The sequence below is a fragment of the Exiguobacterium sp. s129 genome (assembly GCF_018617585.1).
GTDB lineage: Bacteria > Bacillota > Bacilli > Exiguobacteriales > Exiguobacteriaceae > Exiguobacterium > Exiguobacterium aestuarii_A.
Genome location: NZ_JACSKL010000002.1, coordinates 227,154 through 250,141, shown reverse-complemented (window position 1 = coordinate 250,141; position 22,988 = coordinate 227,154). Strand labels below are relative to the sequence as shown.

25 protein-coding genes and 1 other annotated feature (1 of these 26 only partly in view) are annotated in these 22,988 nt (G+C 46.7%); of the genes, 10 read left to right on the top strand and 15 right to left on the bottom strand.

The features are described from left to right. Positions 1-78, bottom strand: a binding site (T-box leader) (it extends 120 nt beyond the left edge of the window). A gap of 168 nt (positions 79-246) precedes the next feature. After that, positions 247-2,706 carry a transglycosylase domain-containing protein gene (locus KNO92_RS03700; RefSeq protein WP_214693282.1) on the top strand — a complete coding sequence of 820 codons (2,460 nt, stop codon included), beginning with the start codon at positions 247-249 and terminating at the stop codon, positions 2,704-2,706. A 41-nt stretch (positions 2,707-2,747) separates the two neighbouring features. Here the strand turns inward: KNO92_RS03700 and acsA are convergent, their stop codons facing one another. Continuing rightward, entirely contained in the window at positions 2,748-4,454 is a 1,707-nt protein-coding gene (gene acsA / locus KNO92_RS03695; protein ID WP_214760141.1) for an acetate--CoA ligase, read from the bottom strand. 155 nt (positions 4,455-4,609) lie between these two features. Here acsA and KNO92_RS03690 point away from each other — a divergent pair, with 155 nt between their 5' ends. From KNO92_RS03690 to KNO92_RS03680, 3 genes are read left to right on the top strand one after another with little or no spacing between them, the layout of a single operon-like run. Further along, positions 4,610-5,239: a GNAT family N-acetyltransferase gene (locus KNO92_RS03690; protein WP_214760138.1), complete on the top strand. Its 630-nt coding sequence runs from the start codon at positions 4,610-4,612 to the stop codon at positions 5,237-5,239. A 12-nt stretch (positions 5,240-5,251) separates the two neighbouring features. Beyond that, on the top strand, positions 5,252-5,884 hold the full coding sequence (locus tag KNO92_RS03685; protein ID WP_012726747.1) for an acetoin utilization AcuB family protein: 633 nt from the start codon (positions 5,252-5,254) through the stop codon (positions 5,882-5,884). Further along, entirely contained in the window at positions 5,881-7,050 is a 1,170-nt protein-coding gene (locus tag KNO92_RS03680; RefSeq protein WP_214693291.1) for an acetoin utilization protein AcuC, read from the top strand. The genes KNO92_RS03685 and KNO92_RS03680 overlap by 4 nt, the downstream gene beginning before the upstream one ends. 51 nt (positions 7,051-7,101) lie before the next feature. Here KNO92_RS03680 and ccpA read toward each other — a convergent pair whose 3' ends face one another. The 4 genes from ccpA to KNO92_RS03660 form a co-directional block, all read right to left on the bottom strand. Continuing rightward, positions 7,102-8,115: a catabolite control protein A gene (ccpA, locus tag KNO92_RS03675; RefSeq protein WP_074033452.1), complete on the bottom strand. Its 1,014-nt coding sequence runs from the start codon at positions 8,113-8,115 to the stop codon at positions 7,102-7,104. Between the two features lie 127 nt (positions 8,116-8,242). Then, entirely contained in the window at positions 8,243-9,334 is a 1,092-nt protein-coding gene (locus KNO92_RS03670; protein WP_214693301.1) for a bifunctional 3-deoxy-7-phosphoheptulonate synthase/chorismate mutase, read from the bottom strand. 133 nt (positions 9,335-9,467) lie between these two features. Then, complete coding sequence (locus KNO92_RS03665; protein ID WP_214760136.1) at positions 9,468-10,016, bottom strand: YtxH domain-containing protein; 549 nt, start codon at positions 10,014-10,016, stop codon at positions 9,468-9,470. Between the two features lie 25 nt (positions 10,017-10,041). Continuing rightward, the gene (locus tag KNO92_RS03660) at positions 10,042-10,554 is read right to left on the bottom strand and encodes a DUF948 domain-containing protein (RefSeq protein WP_214693305.1); all 513 of its coding nucleotides are present in this window, start codon (positions 10,552-10,554) and stop codon (positions 10,042-10,044) included. 169 nt (positions 10,555-10,723) lie between these two features. Here KNO92_RS03660 and KNO92_RS03655 point away from each other — a divergent pair, with 169 nt between their 5' ends. Next, the gene (locus KNO92_RS03655) at positions 10,724-11,836 is read left to right on the top strand and encodes an aminopeptidase (RefSeq protein WP_214693307.1); all 1,113 of its coding nucleotides are present in this window, start codon (positions 10,724-10,726) and stop codon (positions 11,834-11,836) included. Between the two features lie 41 nt (positions 11,837-11,877). Here KNO92_RS03655 and KNO92_RS03650 read toward each other — a convergent pair whose 3' ends face one another. The 6 genes from KNO92_RS03650 to KNO92_RS03625 form a co-directional block, all read right to left on the bottom strand. After that, positions 11,878-12,330 carry a Dps family protein gene (locus KNO92_RS03650; protein WP_214693309.1) on the bottom strand — a complete coding sequence of 151 codons (453 nt, stop codon included), beginning with the start codon at positions 12,328-12,330 and terminating at the stop codon, positions 11,878-11,880. A 97-nt stretch (positions 12,331-12,427) separates the two neighbouring features. Continuing rightward, positions 12,428-13,735, bottom strand: coding sequence for a UDP-N-acetylmuramate--L-alanine ligase (murC, locus tag KNO92_RS03645; protein ID WP_214693311.1), 1,308 nt, complete (start codon positions 13,733-13,735; stop codon positions 12,428-12,430). 85 nt (positions 13,736-13,820) lie between these two features. Then, positions 13,821-14,528 (bottom strand): hypothetical protein, encoded by a 708-nt coding sequence (locus tag KNO92_RS03640; RefSeq protein ID WP_214693314.1) that lies wholly within the window; start codon positions 14,526-14,528, stop codon positions 13,821-13,823. A 54-nt stretch (positions 14,529-14,582) separates the two neighbouring features. Next, positions 14,583-15,197 (bottom strand): YtpR family tRNA-binding protein, encoded by a 615-nt coding sequence (gene ytpR / locus KNO92_RS03635; protein WP_214693316.1) that lies wholly within the window; start codon positions 15,195-15,197, stop codon positions 14,583-14,585. A gap of 54 nt (positions 15,198-15,251) precedes the next feature. Continuing rightward, complete coding sequence (locus tag KNO92_RS03630) at positions 15,252-16,046, bottom strand: DUF1444 family protein (protein WP_214693323.1); 795 nt, start codon at positions 16,044-16,046, stop codon at positions 15,252-15,254. Between the two features lie 6 nt (positions 16,047-16,052). Then, positions 16,053-16,364 (bottom strand): thioredoxin family protein, encoded by a 312-nt coding sequence (locus KNO92_RS03625; protein ID WP_074033461.1) that lies wholly within the window; start codon positions 16,362-16,364, stop codon positions 16,053-16,055. Positions 16,365-16,480: 116 nt separating this feature from the next. Between KNO92_RS03625 and KNO92_RS03620 the strand changes: the two genes are divergently transcribed. Beyond that, positions 16,481-16,813: a hypothetical protein gene (locus KNO92_RS03620; protein WP_214693325.1), complete on the top strand. Its 333-nt coding sequence runs from the start codon at positions 16,481-16,483 to the stop codon at positions 16,811-16,813. Between the two features lie 38 nt (positions 16,814-16,851). Here KNO92_RS03620 and KNO92_RS03615 read toward each other — a convergent pair whose 3' ends face one another. Both KNO92_RS03615 and KNO92_RS03610 read right to left on the bottom strand, forming a co-directional pair. Next, the gene (locus KNO92_RS03615; RefSeq protein ID WP_214693327.1) at positions 16,852-17,868 is read right to left on the bottom strand and encodes a PTS sugar transporter subunit IIC; all 1,017 of its coding nucleotides are present in this window, start codon (positions 17,866-17,868) and stop codon (positions 16,852-16,854) included. A gap of 153 nt (positions 17,869-18,021) precedes the next feature. Next, positions 18,022-19,095 (bottom strand): M42 family metallopeptidase, encoded by a 1,074-nt coding sequence (locus KNO92_RS03610; protein ID WP_214693329.1) that lies wholly within the window; start codon positions 19,093-19,095, stop codon positions 18,022-18,024. Between the two features lie 138 nt (positions 19,096-19,233). Here KNO92_RS03610 and KNO92_RS03605 point away from each other — a divergent pair, with 138 nt between their 5' ends. From KNO92_RS03605 to dhaM, 4 genes are all read left to right on the top strand, one after another. Beyond that, on the top strand, positions 19,234-19,536 hold the full coding sequence (locus KNO92_RS03605) for a PepSY domain-containing protein (protein WP_012726763.1): 303 nt from the start codon (positions 19,234-19,236) through the stop codon (positions 19,534-19,536). Between the two features lie 102 nt (positions 19,537-19,638). Beyond that, on the top strand, positions 19,639-20,616 hold the full coding sequence (gene dhaK / locus KNO92_RS03600; RefSeq protein ID WP_214693331.1) for a dihydroxyacetone kinase subunit DhaK: 978 nt from the start codon (positions 19,639-19,641) through the stop codon (positions 20,614-20,616). A 19-nt stretch (positions 20,617-20,635) separates the two neighbouring features. Continuing rightward, positions 20,636-21,226, top strand: coding sequence for a dihydroxyacetone kinase subunit DhaL (gene dhaL, locus KNO92_RS03595; protein WP_214760135.1), 591 nt, complete (start codon positions 20,636-20,638; stop codon positions 21,224-21,226). A 10-nt stretch (positions 21,227-21,236) separates the two neighbouring features. Beyond that, entirely contained in the window at positions 21,237-21,587 is a 351-nt protein-coding gene (dhaM, locus tag KNO92_RS03590; RefSeq protein ID WP_256441180.1) for a dihydroxyacetone kinase phosphoryl donor subunit DhaM, read from the top strand. Between the two features lie 39 nt (positions 21,588-21,626). Here dhaM and KNO92_RS03585 read toward each other — a convergent pair whose 3' ends face one another. After that, positions 21,627-22,136 carry a hypothetical protein gene (locus KNO92_RS03585; protein WP_251126055.1) on the bottom strand — a complete coding sequence of 170 codons (510 nt, stop codon included), beginning with the start codon at positions 22,134-22,136 and terminating at the stop codon, positions 21,627-21,629. Positions 22,137-22,241: 105 nt separating this feature from the next. After that, on the bottom strand, positions 22,242-22,889 hold the full coding sequence (gene trmB / locus KNO92_RS03580; RefSeq protein ID WP_074033469.1) for a tRNA (guanosine(46)-N7)-methyltransferase TrmB: 648 nt from the start codon (positions 22,887-22,889) through the stop codon (positions 22,242-22,244). Positions 22,890-22,988 lie beyond the last annotated feature (99 nt).

The following is a 22,988-nucleotide window of genomic DNA, read 5'->3' as shown; positions in this document are numbered from 1 at the left end:
CATTGGCTAGTTCACAGCAACCACTAGCTTTCTGGACAAGAGGCCCACCGACTACTTCGCTTTCTTCATCGCGTCATGATATCGTTGATTATGCTATTCATTTTATAAGCATCGTTTTCAACTTGTCAACTCCCATTTTGAAACTTGCACGAGACTTCGGTTTCAAGGTAAGGTGTAGGTTGAATTGTGCTATAATCGAATATATTACTGTCTAAAATAGTTTTACACCATATTAAGGAGGCTGTCATGCTGCAGAAGATTCGAGACTTATGGAATAATCCGACGTCCATGAAAGCACGTCGCTATGCCAATGTGATCTATGATGTGTCCTGGAACGTCTTACTCCTCACCATCATTTCTGTTGTACTAATTGGATTTTTAGGTGCCGGAATCGGTGTCGGATATTTCGCATCCCTTGTCAAAGATATGCCGACCCCTGCCTATAAGACGATGACGTCACAAATCAATACGTACACGTCGACGTCAAATATTTATTTCGGGAGCGGAGAACGGATCGGGAACTATACGACCGATGAAGTACGCATTCCAATCCCCGTAGAAAAAGTATCACCCTATGTGGTCGATGCGCTTCTTGCGACAGAGGATGTCGAGTTTTATGAACATGATGGTGTCGTGCCAAAAGCGACGCTTCGTGCCATCTTACAAGAAGCGACAGGGTCAGAGGATCGCACAGGTGGTTCGACCTTGACGCAACAATTGATTAAAAACCAAATGCTGACGAATGAAGTATCGTTCGAACGGAAAGCAAAAGAAATCCTACTTGCCCTTCGTCTTGAAAAAGCAATGGATAAGGATGAGATTTTAAATGCCTATCTAAACGTCGTCTCATTCGGTCGTAACTCGATGGGACGTAACATTTCAGGAATCGAAGCCGCTGCAAACGGCGTCTTCAACACATCTGCCGAGAAGTTGACGCTTCCACAAGCAGCATTTTTAGCAGGTATTCCGAAAAACCCATTCTTCTATACACCTTACTATCAAGGTGGGGTCATTAAAGAAGATGTGTCAGGTGCGGTCAACCGAATGAAGACCGTCTTGAACCGGATGTATGTCGCTGGGAAGATTACACAAGAAGAGTATGACGCAGCGTATAACTATGACATTACGCAAGACTTCATGAAGACGCAGTCGAAACCACGGGATAAATATCCGTACGTTATTGATGAAGCCGAGCTTCAAACACGACAAATCGTTACAGACTATTTGATTAAACAAGACGGAATCAATGTGAACGACCTTGAACCAAAAGAACTGAAAGAAATTGAATCTAGCTACGCAAAACGTGCTCACAACATGTTGCGGCAGGGCGGATTTAATATTCACCTGACACTTGATAAAAAGATTCATGAAGCGATGCAACAACCCGCCAAAAATGCAGGGAACTTCGGTCCAAATCAGTATGTTAAGGAAAATGATAAAACGTATCCTGAACAAACATCTTCTATCATGATTGAAAACAAAACCGGAAAAGTTCTCGGATTTGTGGGTGGTCGTTATGTGAATGGTAAGCCGGATGATTTGAACAGAGCATTTTATGCAAACCGACAAATCGCTTCCACTGCAAAACCAATTCTAGTCTATCCGAACGCTATTGAAGCCGGACTTATCACTCCAGCTACAGTTGTGGTAGACGAAAAATATTCTTACCAACTCACTGGTCCTGGCCAAGATGAGAAGCCTGTCTCCAATGAAGGAGGGAATTTCCGAGGCCCTGTCACGGTACGCGAAGCGTTAAAACTTTCTTTAAACGTACCAGCTGTTAAAATTTATGAAGAACACAACCAAAAATACGCGGACACCAAAAAATTAGTTGATATGGGCATTCCCGTTTCGGAAGTTAACCGCAATGCCTCATCGATGGCACTAGGGGTAGGCGAAGTCACACCAGTTAAGTTAGCCTCTGCGTATGCAATGTTAGCTAACTACGGAGAACATGTTGACCCATATCTCGTCGAACGCATTGACTATCAAGGTGAAACGATTTATGAGGCAAATCCAAAGAAAACACGGATATACTCTGATCGCACATCATATCTTGTAGTTGATATGCTTCGTGATGTCTTCACATCCGGAACTGCAACTTATGCAAACTCTCTATTCAATGTGCCTGGCGACTGGATTGGGAAAACGGGTACAAACAACGATCGAAAAGATTCATATTTAATTGGTTCTAATCCTGAAGTGACTTTAGCAGTATGGTCTGGCTACGACACACAATTGGCAACCATGCAAAATGGTAACGGGTATGGTCAATACTATCAACGGACGCAACGGATCTGGTCAGAAACGATGAACCTCGCGTATGCAGCCAATGCCGATGCCTTCAATGTCAACGCCCGCTTCAAGCAACCTTCTAGCGTAACTGCGAAAGACTTCAAAGACTCTGGTTCATTCTCTGAGAAGAAGAAAGTAGAAGAGAAAGAAAAAGAAGAGGAAGAGAAGAAGAAGGAAGAAGAAGAGAAGAAACGAGAGGCGGAGGAAGCGAAGGAAGAGGCTGAAGAGAAGAAACAAGAAGCCGCTGCCGATGCTGCCGCTAAGAAAAAATCTGAAGAAGAAGCTAGAGCAAAAGCCGAAGCCGAGGCAAAGAAAAAAGCTGAGGAAGAAGCGAAGAAGAAGGCTGAAGAAGAGGCGCAACAAGAAGCTGAGCAACCAGCTGAAGAGAATGCCGATTCGGACGGTGCATAAACAAACGGTCGACACATCGCGTGTCGACCGTTTTATTTATCTTAATCTTCCATCGTCGAGAGGTCACCTGTCTCCAGATTCAACTCCCAAGCTTTCAAGACGCGACGCATGATCTTACCGCTTCGCGTTTTCGGCAACTTGTCTTTGAATTCAATTTCACGTGGTGCCGCATGCACAGCTAATCCTTCTTTGACGAATTGCTGGATTTCTTGTTTCAACTCATCCGACGGCTCATAGCCTTTCCGAAGCGCGATGAACGCTTTGATGATTTCGCCTCGGATTGGGTCCGGTTTCCCGATGACACCCGCCTCAGCGACAGCCGGGTGCTCTACGAGTCGGCTTTCGACTTCAAACGGACCGACACGCTCTCCAGCCGTCATAATGACGTCATCCACACGTCCTTGGAACCAGAAGTATCCATCTTCATCCATGTAAGCCGAGTCGCCCGATACGTACCAATCTCCCCAGAAATAGCTCTCATACTTCGCATCGTTCTTCCAAATCTTCCGCATCATCGATGGCCAAGGCGTCTTGAGTGCCAAGTTCCCCATTCGGTGTGGCGGAAGTGGTTGACCCCGGTCATCCAAAATGGCAGCTTCACATCCTGGGATCGGTTTCCCCATTGAACCAGGTTTGATGTCCATCGTCGGATAGTTACAAATCATCATCGCGCCGGTTTCTGTCATCCACCACGTATCGTGGATCCGGAGGTCGAACGCTTCGTGCCCCCAACGAATGACTTCAGGATTCAACGGCTCACCGACTGATAAAATGTGTCTTAGTGACGATAAGTCATACTTTTCAAACGCCTCATCGCCCGCACCCATAAGCATCCGGAACGCCGTCGGTGCACTATACCAGACCGTCACACCGAATCGTTCGATGACCGAATACCAGAACTCAGGGTTGAATCGGCCCCCGACGATGACGTTCGTCGCCCCGTTCAAGAACGGTGCAAAAATCCCGTAGCTCGTCCCGGTTACCCAGCCTGGGTCAGCGGTGCACCAGTAAATATCGTCTGGCTGAAGATCAAGCACCCATTTACCGGTCATCATATGTTGAATCATGGCGTTATGAACGTGAAGGACCCCTTTTGGCTTCCCTGTTGATCCCGATGTATAGTGTAAAATCAGACCGTCCTCTCGATCGACCCATGTTAACCCGAGTTCTGTCGTCGCCTCGTTCGCCAATTTCCGATAGTCGAGCACTTTCTCTGACTCTTCGACATCGTCACCGACGAGCAGAATCGTCTCGAGGTGCGGCAATTGGTCGACCGGTACACGTGGCAACAGTTCTTTCGTCGTCACGATCACTTTTGCTTCAGAGTCGAGCAATCGATCGTGTACTGCCTGTTCCATGAACGCCTCAAACAACGGTCCTACGATGGCACCGAGTTTGATGGCACCGAGTAAAATAAAATAAAGTTCTGGTTGACGTGGCATAAAGATAAAGACGCGGTCGCCTTTCTCCACACCAATCGACTTCAGAACATTTCCAGAACGATTACTTTCTTGCTTCATATCCGCATACGTGTAGCGCTCTTCCCGATCCCCATCGAAATAGAGCAATGCTACTTTCGTCGCCAATTCACTTTCCGCATGACGATCGATTGCTTCGTATGCCAAATTGACTTTACCCGTTAAGTTCCAAGAAAATAAAGCTTCTGCTTGTGTCCATTCAAACGACTGACAAGCCTCTTCATACGACGCTAATTGATGTTCCCCTGTTAACGCTTTCAATTTTTCCATCGCTAAAGATTCGCCTCCCCTGTACAGATTGGTATAACCACTTTCAGTATAGTGTTAAAATTATGACAAATCAATGAATTTCCAATTTCATCAAAACAGGATGATTCCTGCTTGATGAAAGCGCTATAATAAGAGGTGGAAAAGGTGGTGACCCAATGGAAAAACAATATCATTCAAAAGTGTGGCAGACCTCACAAGGCGACGTCACGATTGACGGTCCGGTTGCGCCCGACGTGCTGCATACGTATCGTCTTGATGAAGGATTGACGGCTTTTCGTGAACCAGAAGATCAGCACGAGGCTCTTGTCGATATTGCTGGGTTGAAAGAGGGAAGAATCATCGTCGCCAGACAGGATGATCTCGTGATCGGTTACGTGACATTCCTCTATCCTGACCCATATGAGCGTTGGAGTGAAGGGAATGACCCATACATCCTTGAACTTGGGGCAATCGAAGTGAGTCCCCGCTTCCGTGGTCAACGAATCGGGAAACAATTACTCGAAGTATCGATGATGGACCCACATATGGATGACTTTTTAATTTTGACGACCGAATATTATTGGCACTGGGATTTGAAAGGCAGTGGACTCTCGATTTGGGATTATCGAAAAGTCATGGAGAAGATGATGAATCACGGTGGACTTGTCTTCTTCCCGACAGACGATCCTGAGATCGCCTCTCACCCTGCCAACTGTTTGATGGCTCGCATCGGCAAAAACGTGCGCCAAGAATCCATCGACCATTTTGATTCGCTACGGCTTCGCCGGCGATTTATGTACGACTAAGGAGGGGATTTCATGCTAATCGAACAGATGATGAATCGACATGTCGTGACGATTCAACCGACCAATACGATCGCTCATGCCGCTAAATTGATGCGTGAGCATCGTGTCCGACATTTGATTGTGACAAACCCGGCCCGCCAAGTCGTCGGGATCGTCGGACAATTCGAGATGAGTGGTGCAACGAGCGTCTTTCATCCCGAAAGTGAAAATGCAGACTTTCAAAACCCTGTATCGAGTATCATGCGTTCCGAGGTACCGACAGCGCATCCCTTCGACTTCTTTGAAGATGCTGCTGCTTTGTTTTACGAAAACCGGCTAACTTGTCTCCCCATCGTCGAACAAGGGAAACTCGTTGGTGTATTGACAGAGACCGATTTATTACGTTATTTCGTACAATTGACCGGGGCACTCGAACCAAGTTCGCAAATTGAAATCCTCGTCGAAAATACAACCGGAACACTTGAAAAAGTGACCCGACTCCTCGCCAAAACGAACGTCAATATCATCAACGTCTTCGTTCATCCGACGAGCGATCCGTATAAACGCATCATCTCGTTCCGCGTCCAGACGATGAACCCGCTCCGAATCATCGAACGGTTGAAACGTGAAGGCTATGATGTCCTCGGTCCGGAGATGTCACGATGAGACCGATTTACATATTTGGCGAAGACGAGACGTCTTATCGTTTTCATGAGGATCATCCGTTCAATCCGCTACGGCTGGAATTGACGACATCGCTTTTGATTGCAGCCGGAAAACTTTCCAAATCGGAATGTGTGTCTCCTCCACTTGCCTCGGTTGAAGAGTTAGCGCTCGTTCACGATCTCGATTATATCGAAGCCGTCCAAGCTGCGGCTGCGGGAGAACTTTCTACGCTGAAAGCGAATAAGTTTGGTCTCGGTACGGAAGACACACCTATCTTTCCGACGATACATGAGGGGGCCGCTCGTCTTGTCGGTGGGACGATTCATGCACTCGATCTGGTCGCGAGCGGGAAAGCGGAGCGCGCCTTTCATGTGGGCGGCGGTTTACATCATGGCATGCGACGCAAAGCATCCGGATTTTGCGTCTATAACGATGCAGCTGTCGCCATCGCACATGTCAGAAAACAATACGGGTCGCGCGTCCTTTATGTCGATACCGATGCGCATCATGGGGACGGCGTCCAATGGCTCTTCTATGACGATGATGATGTGATGACACTGTCGATTCATGAGACGGGACGTTATTTGTTCCCAGGTACCGGAATGGTGACAGAACGAGGAAACGGCAAAGGATATGGCTACAGCTGGAACGTACCGGTCGATGCGTTCACCCAAGATGATTCTTTCTTAAAATGCTATGAAACTGTCTTACGCGAGGCGTGCGAATGGTTCAAACCCGATATCATCTTGACCCAAAACGGTGCAGACGCACATGTCTTTGATCCGCTCACCCATTTGGCATCAACAATTCGGACGTTCGAACAAATTCCACAGATTGCCTCACGCCTGGCCGATGAATATACAGATGGCCGTCTCGTCGCCCTTGGTGGCGGTGGGTATGACTGGTATCGTGCCGTACCACGCGCTTGGGCTCAAGTGTGGGCAGGGTTGACGAGAGAGGCGCCCTACTCTGGAGATATCCCGCGCGAGTGGATTGAGAAGTGGTCAGGTATCGCGGATCAACCGTTGCCTACTCGGTGGGACGACTCTCTATATTCGTTTGACCATATCCCGCGACGTCAACAAATCGAAGAAAAAAATTGGGAAGTCACGAAACGAGCCTTTTGGCCGTTTATTTCAAATGACCGAAAGTCAATATACCTATAAAAATAAGCCTCCCCTTCCCTCACATGACGTGACGGATGGGGAGGCTTTTCGTTAGTCTTGGCGAAGCGAATCACGACGCTCAATCCGGTGAGGAAGCACGACGTTTTTCTCTTCGATTTCTTCTGCGTTCAAGATCTTTGTCAAGAGACGCATCGCGACGGCTCCGATATCGTACATCGGTTGAACGACAGTCGTCAACTTCGGACGAATCATCGTCGCAAGACGCGTGTTATCGTGACCGACTACTTCAAAGTCGTTCGGAACCGAGTAGCCGGCATCTTGAATGGCATGGATGACACCGAGGGCCATCTCATCAGTCCCAGCAAAGATTGCTTTCGGGCAATCGTCTCGCTGCAACATTTTTTGCATCGCTTCAAGACCTGATGCGTATGTGTAATTCCCGAGAATCATATCGTTGTCGTGGAATGGAAGACCTGCATCTTCAAGGGCGCGACGGTATCCTGCGAATTTCTTCTCGCCATTGATCTGTTGCTCGAGCGGTCCAGTGATGAATCCAACACGGTCATGTCCGTGGTTGATCAACATCTGAGTCGCGTCATATGCTGCTTGCTCATAATCGATGTTGACGGCCGGGAGGTCATATCCTTGGTTCAACGTCGCTGCGAGAACGATTGGAACCGGTGATTTTTTGAACTCTTCGACGAGATCTTCATGCAAGCGTCCACCCATGAAGATGATGCCGTCTACTTGTTTCCCTAATAGCGTGTTCAATAAATGGACTTCTTTGTCACGACTTGAATCCGAGTTTCCAAGGATGATGTTGTATTTGTACATCGTCGCCACATCTTCAATGCCTCGTGCCAAATCGGCGAAGAAAATGTTTGAGATGTCCGGTACGATGACACCGACCGTCGTCGTTTTCTTACTTGCTAGTCCACGTGCCACGGCGTTCGGACGATAACCGAGACGGTCAATCGCATCTTGTACTTTCTTACGTGTCGTTGGTTTGACGTTCGGGTTTCCGTTGACGACACGAGAGACGGTTGCCATAGACACCCCGGCTTCTCGTGCGACATCGTAAATCGTTACGTTGTTACTATTCATAAACTACTCCTCCTACAAGTCATGATTTTCAAAAAGTTTTCATAAAACGTCTTAAAAAAGGAAGACAGGTATCTGTCATCCATTTACCCTGTCTTCATGCGATATAAAACGTTTCCATTTGGAAAGCTTACTTTTTCACCAAATCAAGTTGAGGAAACTGGACCGTTAGTCCTTCCACAAATTGATCGAATTGATCGAAATCCAATTGTTGTTGCGCATCCGATAATGCAATGGCAGGATTCGGGTGTACTTCGACCATGACACCGTCTGCCCCAATGGCAAGTGCCGCTTTCGCAGCCGGCAACAACAAGTCACGACGACCTGTCGAATGGGTGACATCTACCATAACCGGTAAATGCGTCTCTTGTTTCAAGATCGGCACCGCCGTGATATCTAACGTATTGCGTGTCGCACGCTCATACGTCCGAATCCCTCGTTCGCACAAGATGACTTGGCTGTTCCCACTCGCCATAATGTACTCTGCCGCATAAATGAACTCTTCGATTGTAGCGGATAATCCACGCTTCAACAAGACCGGTTTGTCTGTCTTACCGACTTCTTTCAACAAATCAAAGTTTTGCATATTCCGGGCACCAACTTGAATGATATCGACATATGGCAAGGCCGACTCGACTGCTCCTGGCGTCATGATCTCTGTAATGACTCGTAAATCATGACGGTCCGCTGCTGCCTTCAGCATTTTCAACCCTTCAAAACCTAAGCCTTGGAAGTCATACGGCGATGTACGTGGTTTGTATGCCCCGCCTCGCATCACTTTCACTCCAGACAAGGCGAGCTTCTCTGCGACCGCGTTAACTTGTTCGAACGATTCGACGGCACATGGCCCCGCAATCAGCTGCGGACGTCCATTTCCAATCGTCACGTCCTTCAAATGGACCAACGTATCTTCCGGTTGACGTTTACGCGAAACGAGTAACGTCTTATCCCGGTCTTCGCCTTGCAGTTCAGCAGACGCTTTGAATACTTCTTTAAAAATATGTTGAAGACGTGACGTTTCGAACGGTCCTTGATTCGAAGCTGCGATGAAATCGAGCATCTCTCGTTCCCGGACCGGGTCGTATCGTTCGACGCCTTGAAGACGTTTGATTTTTCCAATTTCGACGGCAAGTGCACCACGCCGACTCAGCAAGTCGAGCATTTCATGGTTCAATTCATCCATTTCTCGACGTAATCGATTCAATTGATCTTGTGGACTCATTCGTTTCCCTCACATTCTTAAGCCGTTCTTTCCAGAAACCTAATTATATCGAACTTTGTGCGCTTTGTCATAAGGAAACCTTCTACGTCACAAAATCACCAAAAAAGGACCGAATGCGTTCGGTCCTTTTACATCATTCTTCTTTTTTAAGGTCTTTCTTCAAATCATTGAGTTCTTCTTTCGACTCATCATCGAGCATCTCATTGACAGGTGCTTCGAGCGTATCGTCCGACTCAGATTCAAGTGATGAGTCCGTCGTCTCTTCTTCAGCCGCGCGGTCCATCTGTTCTTTCACTTCGGATTCCGCTTCTGCGACAAGTTGATCCGCTTTCTCCATCGCTTCTTCGATTGAGAGGTCATCCTCGTCCATCTGTTGTTTCAATTCGGCCGCTTCACGCGCCTTATCTTTCACGATATTGAGGACCGGTGCCGCTTTATCACTCGCCACTTTAATCCATTCCCCGACGACTGGCTCTGCCTTTTCACGCATTTCCTTCGATTTGACAGTCAATCGTTCACGCGATGTAGATGTCTTTTCGTCTAGGTATGTTCTTACTTCCCGTCCGCTTTTCGGTGATGTCAATAGTGCGACAGCCGCTCCGACGATCCCTCCGAGAATGACACCCGTCAAAAATCCACTACTTGATTGATTCTGTTCTGTTGGTTGTTTTTGGTCTGTCATGTGTGAGTTCCTCCCCGATGTATCGTTATTTGATTGTATCGTCCGTGTTAATCATGTCGGGCGATACAGGTGCTTCCTCTTTCTTTTCACGTCGCGTGCGACGACGTGGACGTTCTTTCGTAGTTGATGATTCTGGTTTGTTTTTCTTGAACAGTTCTACCGCGACCGATCCCCATCGAACCGCTTGAGCAATCTGTTCTTTGTTTTCATCCGCTGCCGAGTGGACAGAAGTTGAGACGGTACGGACCGATTCAGTTACTTCGTTCAGTGATGTACCTAATTCATCGAGTGCATGGGCAACAGGTGCGAGCAACTCTGTTTTTTCTTCCACGTTGTCAACGAGACGGTTCGTCTTATGTAAGAGCGCCGTCACTTCCATTGTGATTCCGTCGAGCTGGCGTTCTAAGTTTTCTGTCGTATTGGCGACGCTACCGAGTGTACGGTTTACTTTCGATAAGACACGTGCCAAGAAGATGACGAGTACGACAAACGCGAGGGCCGCAATCAGGCCAGCGATGCCTCCTAATGTGATCTCCATTCAATCCATTCCTCCTATTCAATCGTTTCTTGTTTCATTATAGCACCATTATGACTGAAAAGATTTGCTACAACCGTTTTCGCCATTCGGTCTGATTATTCCTTTACCCGTTTTTATGTTTTCGATTACACTAAAATAGAAATTCATAAAAATAATTAGGGGTGGTCGTGTGAGAGATCCAAGAATTACACAATTAGCAGACGGTTTAATCAATTATTCCGTCAAGTTACAACCGGGGGAAAAAGTACTGATTGAGAATTTTGGCGTAGAGGAATCGCTCGTCGAGGCACTCGTCGAAAAAGCATATGAGGCCGGCGGACACCCATTCGTCTTGTTGAAAGAAAGCCGCATCTTACGTAAATTGTATACGGGAGCAAGTCGTGAGCAACTCGAACTCATGGCTGACATCGAACGGAAACAGATGCAGGCAATGGATGCTTACATCGGCTTACGTGCCGGTGATAACATTAACGAACTCTCTGATGTGCCGAGTGAGCAACAAAAATTCGTCGGTGCCACACTCGGTAAAATGCACACGGAAGACCGCGTCAAAGGGACGAAATGGGTCGTACTTCGTTACCCTTCTCCATCAATGGCACAATTGGCAGGTAAATCAACCGAAGCGTTCGAAGACTTCTACTTCAATGTATGTACACTCGACTACGGCAAAATGGACCGTGCAATGGACGGATTAGTCGAATTGATGAACAAGACGGACCGTGTCACATTGAAAGGACCAGGAACGGACCTCTCGTTCTCTATTAAAGATATTCCGGCAATCAAGTGCTCTGGTCAAATGAACATTCCAGACGGTGAAGTGTTTACGGCACCGGTAAAAGATTCGGTCAATGGCGTAATCACGTACAACACTCCATCTCCATACCAAGGATTCACGTTCGAGAATGTGAAGTTGACGTTCAAAGACGGCAAAATCGTGGACGCGACGGCCAATGATACAGAACGAATCAATGAAGTATTCAATACAGATGAAGGAGCTCGTTACGTCGGTGAGTTCGCAATCGGTGTGAACCCATACATTCAACATCCGATGAAAGATATCCTCTTCGATGAGAAAATTGACGGCAGCTTCCACTTCACGCCAGGTCAAGCGTATGACGATGCCTATAATGGCAATAATTCGTCAGTTCACTGGGACCTCGTCAACATCCAACGCCCGGATTATGGCGGTGGTGAGATCTGGTTCGATGATGTCCTCATTCGTAAAGACGGACGTTTCGTCATCGATGCGTTGCTTCCACTCAATCCCGAAAACTTGAAATAATCTAAAATGGTGCGCCTGTCGAAGGCGCACCATTTTTGTGGTTACAATTTTGTTTTTTTACCGAGTGCGGCAGACATCATCCAAATTTCTTTTTCGAGTCGCTCGATATGAGAGACGAACGTATCTTCAATCGCTTCATCCCCGTCTTCAAAGTTTTCCATCGCATCTTGCATCTCTTGGCGAATTTGTTTGAAGTCGTTGATGATATCTTTAATCATCTGATCCGTTTCCGCATGACGATCACCTTCTGTCAGCGTCGAGTGCTCCAAATACTCTTTCATCGTCGCAAACGGTTCACCGTCATTCATAAGAAGTCTTTCCGCTACGTCATCGTAGAGTTCCGCCACTAAGTTATAGAGCTCTTCGAGTTTCTCATGATACGTAAAGAAGTGAGGACCGCTAATGTACCAATGATAATTATGCAGTTTCACAAACAGTAACCCATAGTTTGCGACTTCCTTGTTTAACGTGTTGAGTGCACCTTGACTAGCCATTCCAAACATCTCCTTTGTCATATTCATCGATACTACTATTACCGAGATTTTGGTTGGCTAAACATAAAAAAGGAGAGACATTCGTCCCTCCCCCGTCTTATGCTTCAAGTTTTACGATTTCTTCATATTCACGTTGATACGTTTGGATGTCACCTGCACCCATGAACAACAGTACTGCCTTGTCATGATTGCGTAAGACGCTCGTACCACCACGTTTCAAAATATGCGCACCGTCGATGCGTGATTGAAGGTCCTCGATTGTGACAGTCCCTTCTTGTTCACGGGCTGAACCGAAGATATCACAAAGATAGACCGTATCTGCTTCAGCCAATGCTGTTGCAAAGTCATCCATGAATGATTTAAGACGTGTGTACGTATGTGGTTGGAAAATCGCAACGACTTCCCGTTCTCCATACTTCTTCCGAGCTGCTTCGACCGTTGCACTAATCTCACGTGGGTGGTGTGCGTAATCGTCAACGAGTATTTGATTGTTAAGCGTTGATTCACTAAAACGACGCTTCACCCCGTTGAATGATGCAAGACGCTCTTTCACCAACTCTTTCGGTAAGTTCTCGTAATCACACGTAGCGATGACAGCAAGTGCGTTCAACACGCTATGGTCGCCGTATCCAGGAATGCGGAACGTTCCGTAGAAATCATCACGTAAAAAGACATCGAACGTCGTTCCGTTCTCTGTCGACGTAACGTTTTCTGCACGGAAATCGTTATGCGTCCCAAACCCGTAATAAACGAGTGGAACGTTCGCTTGAATGTGCTGAAGATTCTCATCATCGCCACAAGCAATGATTCCTTTCTTCACTTGTTTTGCCATCTCCTGGAATGCATCGATGACATCGTCTAAACCAGAGAAGTAATCTGAATGGTCAAAGTCGATATTCGTCATGATGGCATAGTCTGGACGGTAATATAAGAAGTGACGCTTATATTCGCAAGCTTCGAAGACAAAGTTCTTCGAATCGGCAACACCTTCACCTGTTCCATCACCGATTAAGAATGATGTCGGTTCGATTCCACGCATGACGTGTGCAAGCAAGCCTGTAGTCGATGTTTTACCATGTGACCCTGTGATGGCGACACTTGTGTAATGGTTCGCGAGCTCACCTAAAAACTCGTAGTACTTATAAATCGTCAATCCGAGTTCACGCGCGCGTACGATTTCTGGATGATCGTCGCTGAACGCATTTCCTTGTACGACGATTTGATCTTCAGAAATATTTTCAGGGTCGAATGGCAAAATTTCAATCCCTTTTCGTTTCAATGCTTCTTCTGTAAAAAATGCTTTTTCAACGTCCGATCCACGGACCTCATTATTCATATCAAATAAAATTTGAGCTAAAGGACTCATGCCCGTTCCTTTAATTCCGACGAAGTGATAACGGTTCATCTGTAAATAGCCCCCCTAATTCATTGCGGCTCGTCAAAATGCGACAAACCTTTGTCATTATAGCAAAACTCACTGAGTCGTGCTATTACAGATTATTGTTTTTTTGCGCAAGTCGTCGGCTACGGTACATCGCCATGCGATCTTTTGGCGTCATCATCACGTTTACAGGCGGTTGGTCGGCTTTAAACGAAACTTGAACAGCCGGTGTCAATTCGGTGTCAGCCGGTAATTCTTCTTGTTCAGATGGCGTTTGTAATTTTTCTGCAATCTGCTCAATCGATTCCCCGATTTGTTCCACAGATCCGTCGATGTCTAAACTTTCATCTGGCGCTGCACTATGATGAACTTCTACAACCTCTTCTTTTTTCGAGCGGGATAAATCCGTCGATTGCATAAAGACGGACGAAAAACCGTTATCTAGAATCGAAACCTGACCGAGAATCGATTTTTCTTCTTCGGTTGTTTCCCCGGAAATGTCTTCAACATGCTCTACGTCTATTTCAGGACTAGTAGTGCTTGTGGCCTCTTCATCTTGAAGTGACTCTTCTGGCAGAACCACATCAGACTCTGTGCTCATTTCGAACGGTTCTCTCGTTTCAGGAGAATGCTCGACCGGTAGAACAATTTTTGGTTTTGGACGGGCATATCCGTAAATAGGTGAAGGAACATCAGTCGGAATGAATTCATCGGTGATATCTACCTTCGGGGGTGGTGAGACCGGCTGTCCTTCTCTCGACAGCTCTCGTTTGATTCGATCTGCTTGTTGTTTCAATGAACGTTCATATGCATCCATACTTGATTCCTCGCTTTTTCACTCAATCCATATTTAACAAAAAATCGGTCGAGTTTAGCGACCGATTTCAAATGCTGTACCTACTTCATATTCGTTATCTAATACTAAAATCCCTTTTTCTTGCGGGGCATTCGGAAGATTTAATTCACGCGCCGAGCAAATCATGCCATGCGAGCTCTCTCCGCGAAGTGCCGATGGTCGAATAATCAAACCGGTCGGCATGACCGCTCCTGGTTTGGCTACGACTACCTTTTGGCCAGTCGCGACGTTTGGTGCGCCACATACGATTTGAACCGTGCCTTGATCGATTTGAACTTGGCAAACGGATAACTTATCAGCATCCGGATGTTTTTCCGCACTTTCCACATAACCGACGACAAACTTCGGTGTCACATCTACCCATGAGAAGTCTTCGTCAATTCCATGTTCCTTCAAGACAGCTTGTACCTGTTCAACTAATTCCGTTGTCAAATCAACTGGACCGTTCCAACCTGTGACGTCAAAGTGCTTACTTGCTTGAAACAAATTGTATCCGTTAACGGTTCCATCTTCAGATTTGACGATGGCAACGTCACCTGTTCGTTCTACAGATTGATGGTGACGTTCTCCCTCTTTTAGTAACACCATGAGTACATCGCCGATTCCTTCTCGGTTATAAAACACATTCATTTGCATACGTTCCTACGTCCCTTCTTTCAAACTCATCTCACTTATTTTATCAGATTATGTGTTCGATGGCGGGGTCTTTTTTCCGACAATAAAAATCGGTTCAAGTTGCCCTGCCTCATAATGAAAGGCGAGTGCAGTCACTGGGACACGACCATTCGTAAAGAAGTCAAACATCAATTGTTGCATCGCATCATACCCTTGGTCGTTTCGGATATCGGCGATGATCATCACATCTTGATGCGGTACACCGACGAGCATATCCCCTTCAACTCGGCGCTCCATCATTCGAAGAAAATCATCGTTTAAAATGCGCGATGCCTCGTAGCCGTCTCGTGTCGATAAAAAGTAGAATGGGTTGCCGGCAACTTCATCTTGTTTCATCTCGGTCGGAAGTTTTTTGACATTTTCCCGGGCGATGCGCTCAATCGTTTCAAGCGTCAAATCACCGGACACATGCTTCTCCTCGATCAAACGATAGCCATTCCCGCGATCGAGCGCGTAAAAGATGGCAGTCTCCGCCGTATGCGGACTGAAAATAAGCGGCTCCCCACTTTTCGTCGTCTTTGCAAACGAGTTCGAACGAATGACCGGATAGATGGCATCTAATTTTCCAGCGAGTGAGATCTGATCATCCGCCTTCATTGCCGACTCAATATATTCGATGACTTCATCGACTGCCACTTTGCCCCGCGTTTTCGCTTTCGCGACGATTGGTGCGAGTCGAATATTCACACCAAAGCGATCAGCTTTCCGTTCGACGCGCAACACCTCATTCTCGCGGTCATAAGATGTGCGATAGTCCTCTTTGAAATTCGCTTCTAAATAACGTCTTAACTCATTCCGTTCCATATAGGGTCACCCTAATCCATTCAAAAATGCTTCGACCTGTTCCGGTGTCTTCCGTTCGCGACCGACATAGCGATCGATTTCCTTTCCATTTTCAAAGGCGACAAAGCTTGGGATACCAAAAATATCGAGCTCTTGCGCGAGTTCCATAAACTCATCACGGTCGACGTAATAAAACGTCCAGTCTTCAAATTTCTGTTCGATTTCAGGCATGAACGGGTCGAGGAAACGGCAATCTCCACACCATGTTGCCGAGAACATGAAAATACTTTTTGATTCTTTTGCTTCTGTATATTCTGCCATTGTTGATAGTTGTTTCATGATTAACCACTCCTGTTTGCTTTTTCCTCACTTATAATAGCATAAGTCCTGTCACACATTCTGCTCTGCTGTTTGTTATAATCAAAGCCGAAACTAGTTGAAACAGGTGAAACCATATGAAATTGACACGAGAAAAATTGAATCCTGAAATGAAACATCCGCTCGAACAGATGGTCGGTGTCTTTGGGATGCTCGCCATTTTGCGATATGGATATTTATTTATTGATACCGATAAAACGAGACTCGAGATCTTGATTTGGCTTGTTGTGGGCTTCGCCGTCATTTATGTCCTCGAAAAGTGGCTCAAGCAACTCGCCCGTCATTTACCGATTGTACGAAAACGATATTTGATCCCGATTTATGTGATCGTCCTTCTACTGTTCCTCATCAGCTTCCGTGTCCCTCGCGAAACGGTTGATTCTGTCAAAGTCTTATTCGGTATCGGATGACACGAAAAGGCGCCGTTTGCTTCAAACGGCGCCTTTTTTTAATAGTCAATTTTCATATCGTTCGGCTGAATGCGTCCAGTCCTTCTCAATACAGCATAGACCGCATAACTTAACAGAGCAGGTCCAATGACTAGGAAGCCGAGGACAATGATAAATGTGTACCAACTAAAGCCCATCGTTTCAAGCATGACAATCGGTCCGACGAGTCCACTCGTCCCCATCCCTGCCCCGGCTGCCACACTTTCTAATTCAAACAATAGAATCGCAATTGGTGCGAGGACAGCCCCAGCTAATGTAGGGGGTAAAAGAATCCACGGATTTTTCACGATGTTCCCGACTTGGAGCATCGACGTACCGATTCCTTGCGCAATCGCTCCGCCGACTCCGTTATCGCGATAACTCGTAATCGCAAACCCAATCATTTGAGCTGCACATCCGACCGTCGCGGCACCAGCCGCAATACCATTCAACCCAAGCATCAAAGCGATGGCCGCACTCGAAATTGGCGCAGTCAATGCCAATCCCATGAGTGTCGCTACGACGACTCCCATGAACAATGGTTGTTGCTCCGTCCCCCACTCAATCCAACTACCGAGCTGCGTCATGAACATCCCCACATATTTTCCGATATATGTCGCTGTGAAGAAACCGACTGCGATTGTCGTAAATGGCGTCACCAAAATATCAAGCTTCGTCGATTTCGATACAAGTTTTGATACCTCAACGGCTAAAAGCGTGGCGACGTAACTACCGGCAGGTCCAAACTCATATCCGAACGTCCCGACAACGAGTGCAGAAAATAGAATAAGAGGCGGCGCCTCAAGGGCATAAGCAATCGCAATCCCGATAGCTGGACCCGTCAGGCTCATCGCCACGTCCCCAATTTGAACGAGCGTCGCGCTTATTCCCGCAAGAGCGGTCCCTTCAAGCTGACCACCAATCGTCTTCATAATCAAGCCGATAATCAATGTACTGAACAACCCTAATGCCATATAACTAAGTGCCGTCACAAAATAAACAGACGGGCTAAGTGAGATTCCTTTTTTCTTGAACATGTGAGATCCTCCTTACAATCATACAGGTGTCTTTACATAAGTAAATAACATGTATAAACACCTCTATCAGTATAAGGTGTTTTCTTGAAATAGCAAGAACATCTACATAAAAAAAACCGTCCACTCAAAAATATGAGTGAACGGCATGTACGTTTAGCGAGACGGACGGAGTGTTTCAAGAGTCGAACGGTCAAGTCGTTTGACCAACGCTTTCAGTAACGCTTTCGCCGCATCGTAGTCGTCTGTATGAAGAATCGAAGCATGTGTATGGATGTAGCGTGATGCGACACCGATAACGGCTGTCGGTACACCTTCTCCACTCATATGCACGCGTCCAGCATCCGTACCGCCTGGAGAGACGAAATACTGCGTCTTAATATTTTCATCAGAAGCCGTGTCGAGCAAGAAGTCACGCATTTCAGGCGACATGACCATGACCCGGTCTAAAATTCGAATCAAGGCACCCTCACCGAGTTGTCCAAACTCCGTTTTACTTCCAGATGCATCGTTCGCCGGTGAAGCATCGAGTACGAGTGCCACGTCTGGCTGAATCAATTCAGATGCCGTCTGCGCTCCACGTAATCCAACTTCTTCTTGTACGGTAGCACCCGAGAACAAGATGTTCGGGTGGTCTGCTTTTGTCGTCTCTTCTAACAATTCGACAGCAAGACCGACACCGTAACGGTTGTCCCATGCTTTCGCCATAATTTTTTTCGGGTGATGAAGTGGTGTAAATGCGCTCGATGGTACTGCAGGAACACCCGGACGCACTCCCCATGATTCTGCTTCTTCTTTTGAATCCGCACCGATATCGATGAACATTTGTTTGATGTCCATCGGTTTACTCATCGCATCTGGTCCAAGTAAGTGAGGCGGTGTCGAAGCGACGACGCCTGGGATTTTCCCGTTCGAAGTGATGATGTCAAAACGTTGTGCCATGAGCACTTGGCTCCACCATCCGCCAAGCGGTTGTATGTATAACATGCCATTCTCCGTGATGCGTGTCACCATGAAGGCAACCTCATCCATGTGACCGGCTACCATTACTTTAGGTCCCGCTTCGTACCCGACACGTTTCCCAAAAATTGATCCGATGCCATCCGTGACGATTTCATCTGAGTGCGGTTCAATTCGTTCACGTACGAACTGACGAACTTCTGACTCGAACCCCGGAGCTCCCGGTAGTTCTGTTAACGTCTTGAATAAGTCTCTCGTCTTTTGATCCATCTTTTATCATCCCTTCTTAACCGTTCTTGTCTCATTATATACAAAAGTTTTGATAGGATGCGAATGCTTTTCATTCCATTCGGGTACAGGTTTTGGTACGATGTACATGATAGCCATAGTTCAAGGGGAGGTAGTCATATGAAAAAAAGGTATTGGTTTATTGGAATCGGGGTTGCCGTCATTGCCGCACTTATGACGAAAAAGGCTTTAGATGAACGTAGCTTATCTGCAGAAAACGCGTTGGAGTACACAAAACGTGCTTTCTCAGCGAAAGGTCATGTCCAAGGGGCATGGATTTCTGCATCACCTGAGATTTACACGTATGACGGTCGTGAATACGATGTCTACAAAGGTGGAATCTCGGTTCTTGAGAACGACGAAGAAAAAACGTATGAGTTCACAGTCGACTCTGAGACTGGCGCTTTACTCGAATATGCATGACACGAAACCGACGAATGATTCGTCGGTTTTTTTGTTTAGTTACAGCGAAAGAGTGGAAAATTGAAATTGGTAGTTTTCAATTTAAAAAAGGAGTGATCTCGCGTGAAAAAGCTAATCGGTGAGGCAAGTGAACTCGTATCGCAAATGGTAGAAGGAATGGTCCATGCCCATCCTGAACTGTACGGTCGTGTCGAAGGATTCAATGTCATCTGTCGGGCGAACGGTGCAAAATCCGGTAAGGTCGGCCTCGTCTCGGGTGGTGGTAGCGGACACGAACCGGCACACGCCGGTTATGTCGGAGACGGCATGCTCGATGCGGCAGTTTGCGGGGAAGTCTTCACATCCCCTACTCCGGACATGGTGCTTGAAGGAATCAAAGCAGCTGACGGTGGCAACGGTGTCTTGTTGATCGTCAAAAATTATTCGGGGGATGTCATGAACTTCGAACTCGCCGCCGAATTGGCTGAAGGAGACGGGATTAAAGTCGACCATGTTGTCGTCGCTGATGACGTCGCGATTTCAAACAAGGAAGACCGTCGTGGTGTTGCCGGTACCGTCTTCGTTCATAAAATCGCAGGTGCCGCTGCAGCAAGCGGTAAATCACTTGAGGAAGTTAAATCGATTGCGGAAAAAGTCGCATCACACGTCCGCTCAATGGGGATGGCGGTAGAGCCTTGCTACATGCCAGTGAGTGGAAAGCCTGGTTTTGACTTGAACGAGGAAGAGATGGAAATCGGGATTGGGATTCACGGGGAGCGCGGTGTCGAACGTAAACCAACGAGCGATGTCGACCAAATCGTCGATGATCTTCTCAGTCATTTGAAAAAAGAAGTTGAGCCTGGCGAAGTCGCCGTCATGGTAAATGGAATGGGCGGGACTCCATTGTCCGAACTATATGTGACATATCATTTCGTCGCGCAAAAACTCGAAGCTGCTGGATATACGTTGAAACGGAAATATGTCGGCAACTACATGACGTCACTCGAGATGCACGGATTCTCGATTACCCTGTTACCGCTTGATGATGAGATGACCACTTATCTAGATGCTCCATCGGAAGCACTTGGATTTAAACTTTGATGAATGAGGTGTTTGTTTTATGTTGACGATTGATCGGATGAAGCAAGCGTTACGCGACACACAAGTCGGGATTGAAGACCAAAAAGACACACTGACAGATTTAGACCGTGCCATCGGGGACGGAGATCACGGGATTAACATGTCCCGTGGTTTCGACGCGGTCTCTTCCATTTTAGATGAGGAGTATGACTCTCTCGGTGCGCTCAGTAAAAAAGTAGGCATGACTCTGATGTCGAAAGTAGGCGGTGCGGCTGGTCCATTATATGGTTCTGCTTTCGTCAAGATGGCGACCAAGTTCGGGGATGCGACCGAAGCTGACTTTGACCTTCTCAAAGAAGCACTCCAAGAAGGTTCCGATTCGATTAAAGCGCGTGGAAAGTCAGAAGTCGGTCAGAAAACGATGGTCGACGTTTGGGACCCGTTCCTCGAACATGTGAAACAAGGGGACAACTACAAACAACAGTTAGACGAACTTGTGCAAAAAACGGAAGATATGGTGGCAACGAAAGGTCGAGCTTCCTACTTCGGTGAAAATTCGCGTGGGACGGTCGACCCGGGTGCCCTCTCCAGTTCGATTCTGTTAGCCGCGATTATGAAGGAGGTCGATTGACATCGTCGAATTGATTATCGTCTCGCACAGTGCAAAAATTGCGGAAGGGATCCAAGATCTCATGAAAGAGATGGCGCCATCCGTCCCCATCCATCTAGCCGGCGGTCTCGAAGACGGTTCGATTGGAACAGACGTCACGCGCATCTTGGAGGCACTCGACCAAGTCGAAGGGGAAGCGCTTCTTCTCAGCGATATCGGTTCGGCGACGATGAACGCCGAACTTGCCATCGACATGTACGAAGGAAGTAAAGAGGTCGCATTTTTCGACGGTCCGATTGTCGAAAGTGCATTCATCGCTTCGGTTTCCTCAGGAAACGACATGTCTCTCACAGATATCGTCGAACAGTTGAAGCAACAATGAAAAAGCACCCCGTTCAGAAGAACGGGGTGCTTTTATGTCTTAACGTGGGTTGTCATTCTTTTCATATACGGCATTCATATATGAGCTTGTTGAATAGAAACGTGGTACGACCAAGAACAAAATGAGTGCTGGAATCGCAATCAATAGAAGCAATACCAATACCGGCAACCAGTAGACAATTTCATGACCGAGCATATCGATGTTCGCATCTGCGAATTCGGCTGCTCCTTCAACTTCTACGAGGTCTGCTGATGAAAGGATTTTGTTGTCTGTCGCATCAAAGTAATGGTACTCGGTTTTACGTGTGATGAAGATCCCATCACGAATCGTATCGAGTTCTACGACAGCCGCGATCACTTCGTTGCCATTTGAATGGCGAAGCGTCTCTTCTTTGATGATTTCAGCTGTTCCTTCTTTATAATCGTAATGCGTCGCTTTCAAATCCTCTTCGAGTGCGTCTAAGAACGCTTCGTTCGCTGAGGTATTCATTGGTGCGATTGTTAGAATGAAGATTACTGCAAGCAGGCTTGCCCATGCTTTTTTCAACATCCCCATGTTCCCCCTTCTCTTATTCCAGTTTAGCGTCATTCCTATTGTACCAAGAAGAAAGAAAAAAGTGTGAAGAAAATACTATTAAAATAAGAAAAAAGCGTGTCAATTTTTCGGACGGAATACAGCTTCCATTCGATAAATCGGCTGACCCAGCGCACTGAAGCGCTCTTCATACTCTGTTCGAATATTATCTTCCGGTTCATTTACATGCAAATCAAGTGAAATTTCTGTGAAGAACATCCCGTATTGACTCATGCTTTGAAGAGAATATTCAAAGAGTCCGCGGTTGTCTGTCTTGAAATGAATCTCCCCTGCTTTCGGAAGAATCGCTTCATATGTCGCTAAAAATGTCTTGTACGTCAAGCGACGTTTCGCATGGCGTGTTTTCGGCCACGGGTCTGAGAAGTTTAAGTAGACGCGGTCGACTTCTCCAGCTTCGAAGTATTCGACGAGTCGCTTCGCATCAACCGTCAGTACTCTCACGTTCGGCATCGGCGTCTCAACGAGCTTTTGAACGATTGAGACAGCTACGCTTTCAAATAGTTCGATTGCGATAAAGTTCACGTCCGGGTGCTGTTTCGCCATCCCTAAAATGAATTGTCCTTTCCCTGAACCGACCTCGATAAAGAGTGGGTGGTCATTGCCGAACTCGGCGTCCCACTTCCCTTTTAATTGTTCAGGATGTTGAATAAATACGTGTTCTTGAGCTTCCATATATTCTTTTGCCCAAGGCTTATGTCGTAAACGCATGAAAATCCTACCTTTCGTTCATCAAATGTTCAAGTTTAATGGGAATATGCACGTTCCGTACGAGCAGTCCTCTTGCGATTATACACGAAATCATAGTTT

Excerpts from the sequence above, each read along its gene's own strand:
- KNO92_RS03605 (WP_012726763.1), top strand. The coding sequence starts at position 19,234 with ATGAAAAAAAGGTATTGGTTTATTGGAATCGGGGTTGCCGTCATTGCC.
- acsA (WP_214760141.1), bottom strand. The coding sequence starts at position 4,454 with ATGGAAAAATTGAAAGCGTTAACAGGGGAACATCAATTAGCGTCGTAT.
- KNO92_RS03625 (WP_074033461.1), bottom strand. The coding sequence starts at position 16,364 with ATGAAACAACTATCAACAATGGCAGAATATACAGAAGCAAAAGAATCA.
- KNO92_RS03680 (WP_214693291.1), top strand. The coding sequence starts at position 5,881 with ATGAGACCGATTTACATATTTGGCGAAGACGAGACGTCTTATCGTTTT.
- KNO92_RS03620 (WP_214693325.1), top strand. The coding sequence starts at position 16,481 with ATGAAATTGACACGAGAAAAATTGAATCCTGAAATGAAACATCCGCTC.
- KNO92_RS03690 (WP_214760138.1), top strand. The coding sequence starts at position 4,610 with ATGGAAAAACAATATCATTCAAAAGTGTGGCAGACCTCACAAGGCGAC.
- trmB (WP_074033469.1), bottom strand. The coding sequence starts at position 22,889 with ATGCGTTTACGACATAAGCCTTGGGCAAAAGAATATATGGAAGCTCAA.
- KNO92_RS03650 (WP_214693309.1), bottom strand. The coding sequence starts at position 12,330 with ATGGCTAGTCAAGGTGCACTCAACACGTTAAACAAGGAAGTCGCAAAC.
- dhaL (WP_214760135.1), top strand. The coding sequence starts at position 20,636 with ATGTTGACGATTGATCGGATGAAGCAAGCGTTACGCGACACACAAGTC.
- KNO92_RS03585 (WP_251126055.1), bottom strand. The coding sequence starts at position 22,136 with ATGTTGAAAAAAGCATGGGCAAGCCTGCTTGCAGTAATCTTCATTCTA.
- KNO92_RS03660 (WP_214693305.1), bottom strand. The coding sequence starts at position 10,554 with ATGGAGATCACATTAGGAGGCATCGCTGGCCTGATTGCGGCCCTCGCG.
- KNO92_RS03700 (WP_214693282.1), top strand. The coding sequence starts at position 247 with ATGCTGCAGAAGATTCGAGACTTATGGAATAATCCGACGTCCATGAAA.
- KNO92_RS03670 (WP_214693301.1), bottom strand. The coding sequence starts at position 9,334 with ATGAGTCCACAAGATCAATTGAATCGATTACGTCGAGAAATGGATGAA.
- KNO92_RS03615 (WP_214693327.1), bottom strand. The coding sequence starts at position 17,868 with ATGTTCAAGAAAAAAGGAATCTCACTTAGCCCGTCTGTTTATTTTGTG.
- KNO92_RS03610 (WP_214693329.1), bottom strand. The coding sequence starts at position 19,095 with ATGGATCAAAAGACGAGAGACTTATTCAAGACGTTAACAGAACTACCG.
- KNO92_RS03640 (WP_214693314.1), bottom strand. The coding sequence starts at position 14,528 with ATGGATGCATATGAACGTTCATTGAAACAACAAGCAGATCGAATCAAA.
- KNO92_RS03685 (WP_012726747.1), top strand. The coding sequence starts at position 5,252 with ATGCTAATCGAACAGATGATGAATCGACATGTCGTGACGATTCAACCG.
- KNO92_RS03630 (WP_214693323.1), bottom strand. The coding sequence starts at position 16,046 with ATGGAACGGAATGAGTTAAGACGTTATTTAGAAGCGAATTTCAAAGAG.
- KNO92_RS03665 (WP_214760136.1), bottom strand. The coding sequence starts at position 10,016 with ATGACAGACCAAAAACAACCAACAGAACAGAATCAATCAAGTAGTGGA.
- ccpA (WP_074033452.1), bottom strand. The coding sequence starts at position 8,115 with ATGAATAGTAACAACGTAACGATTTACGATGTCGCACGAGAAGCCGGG.
- murC (WP_214693311.1), bottom strand. The coding sequence starts at position 13,735 with ATGAACCGTTATCACTTCGTCGGAATTAAAGGAACGGGCATGAGTCCT.
- ytpR (WP_214693316.1), bottom strand. The coding sequence starts at position 15,197 with ATGAATGTGTTTTATAACCGAGAAGGAATCGGCGATGTACTCATGGTG.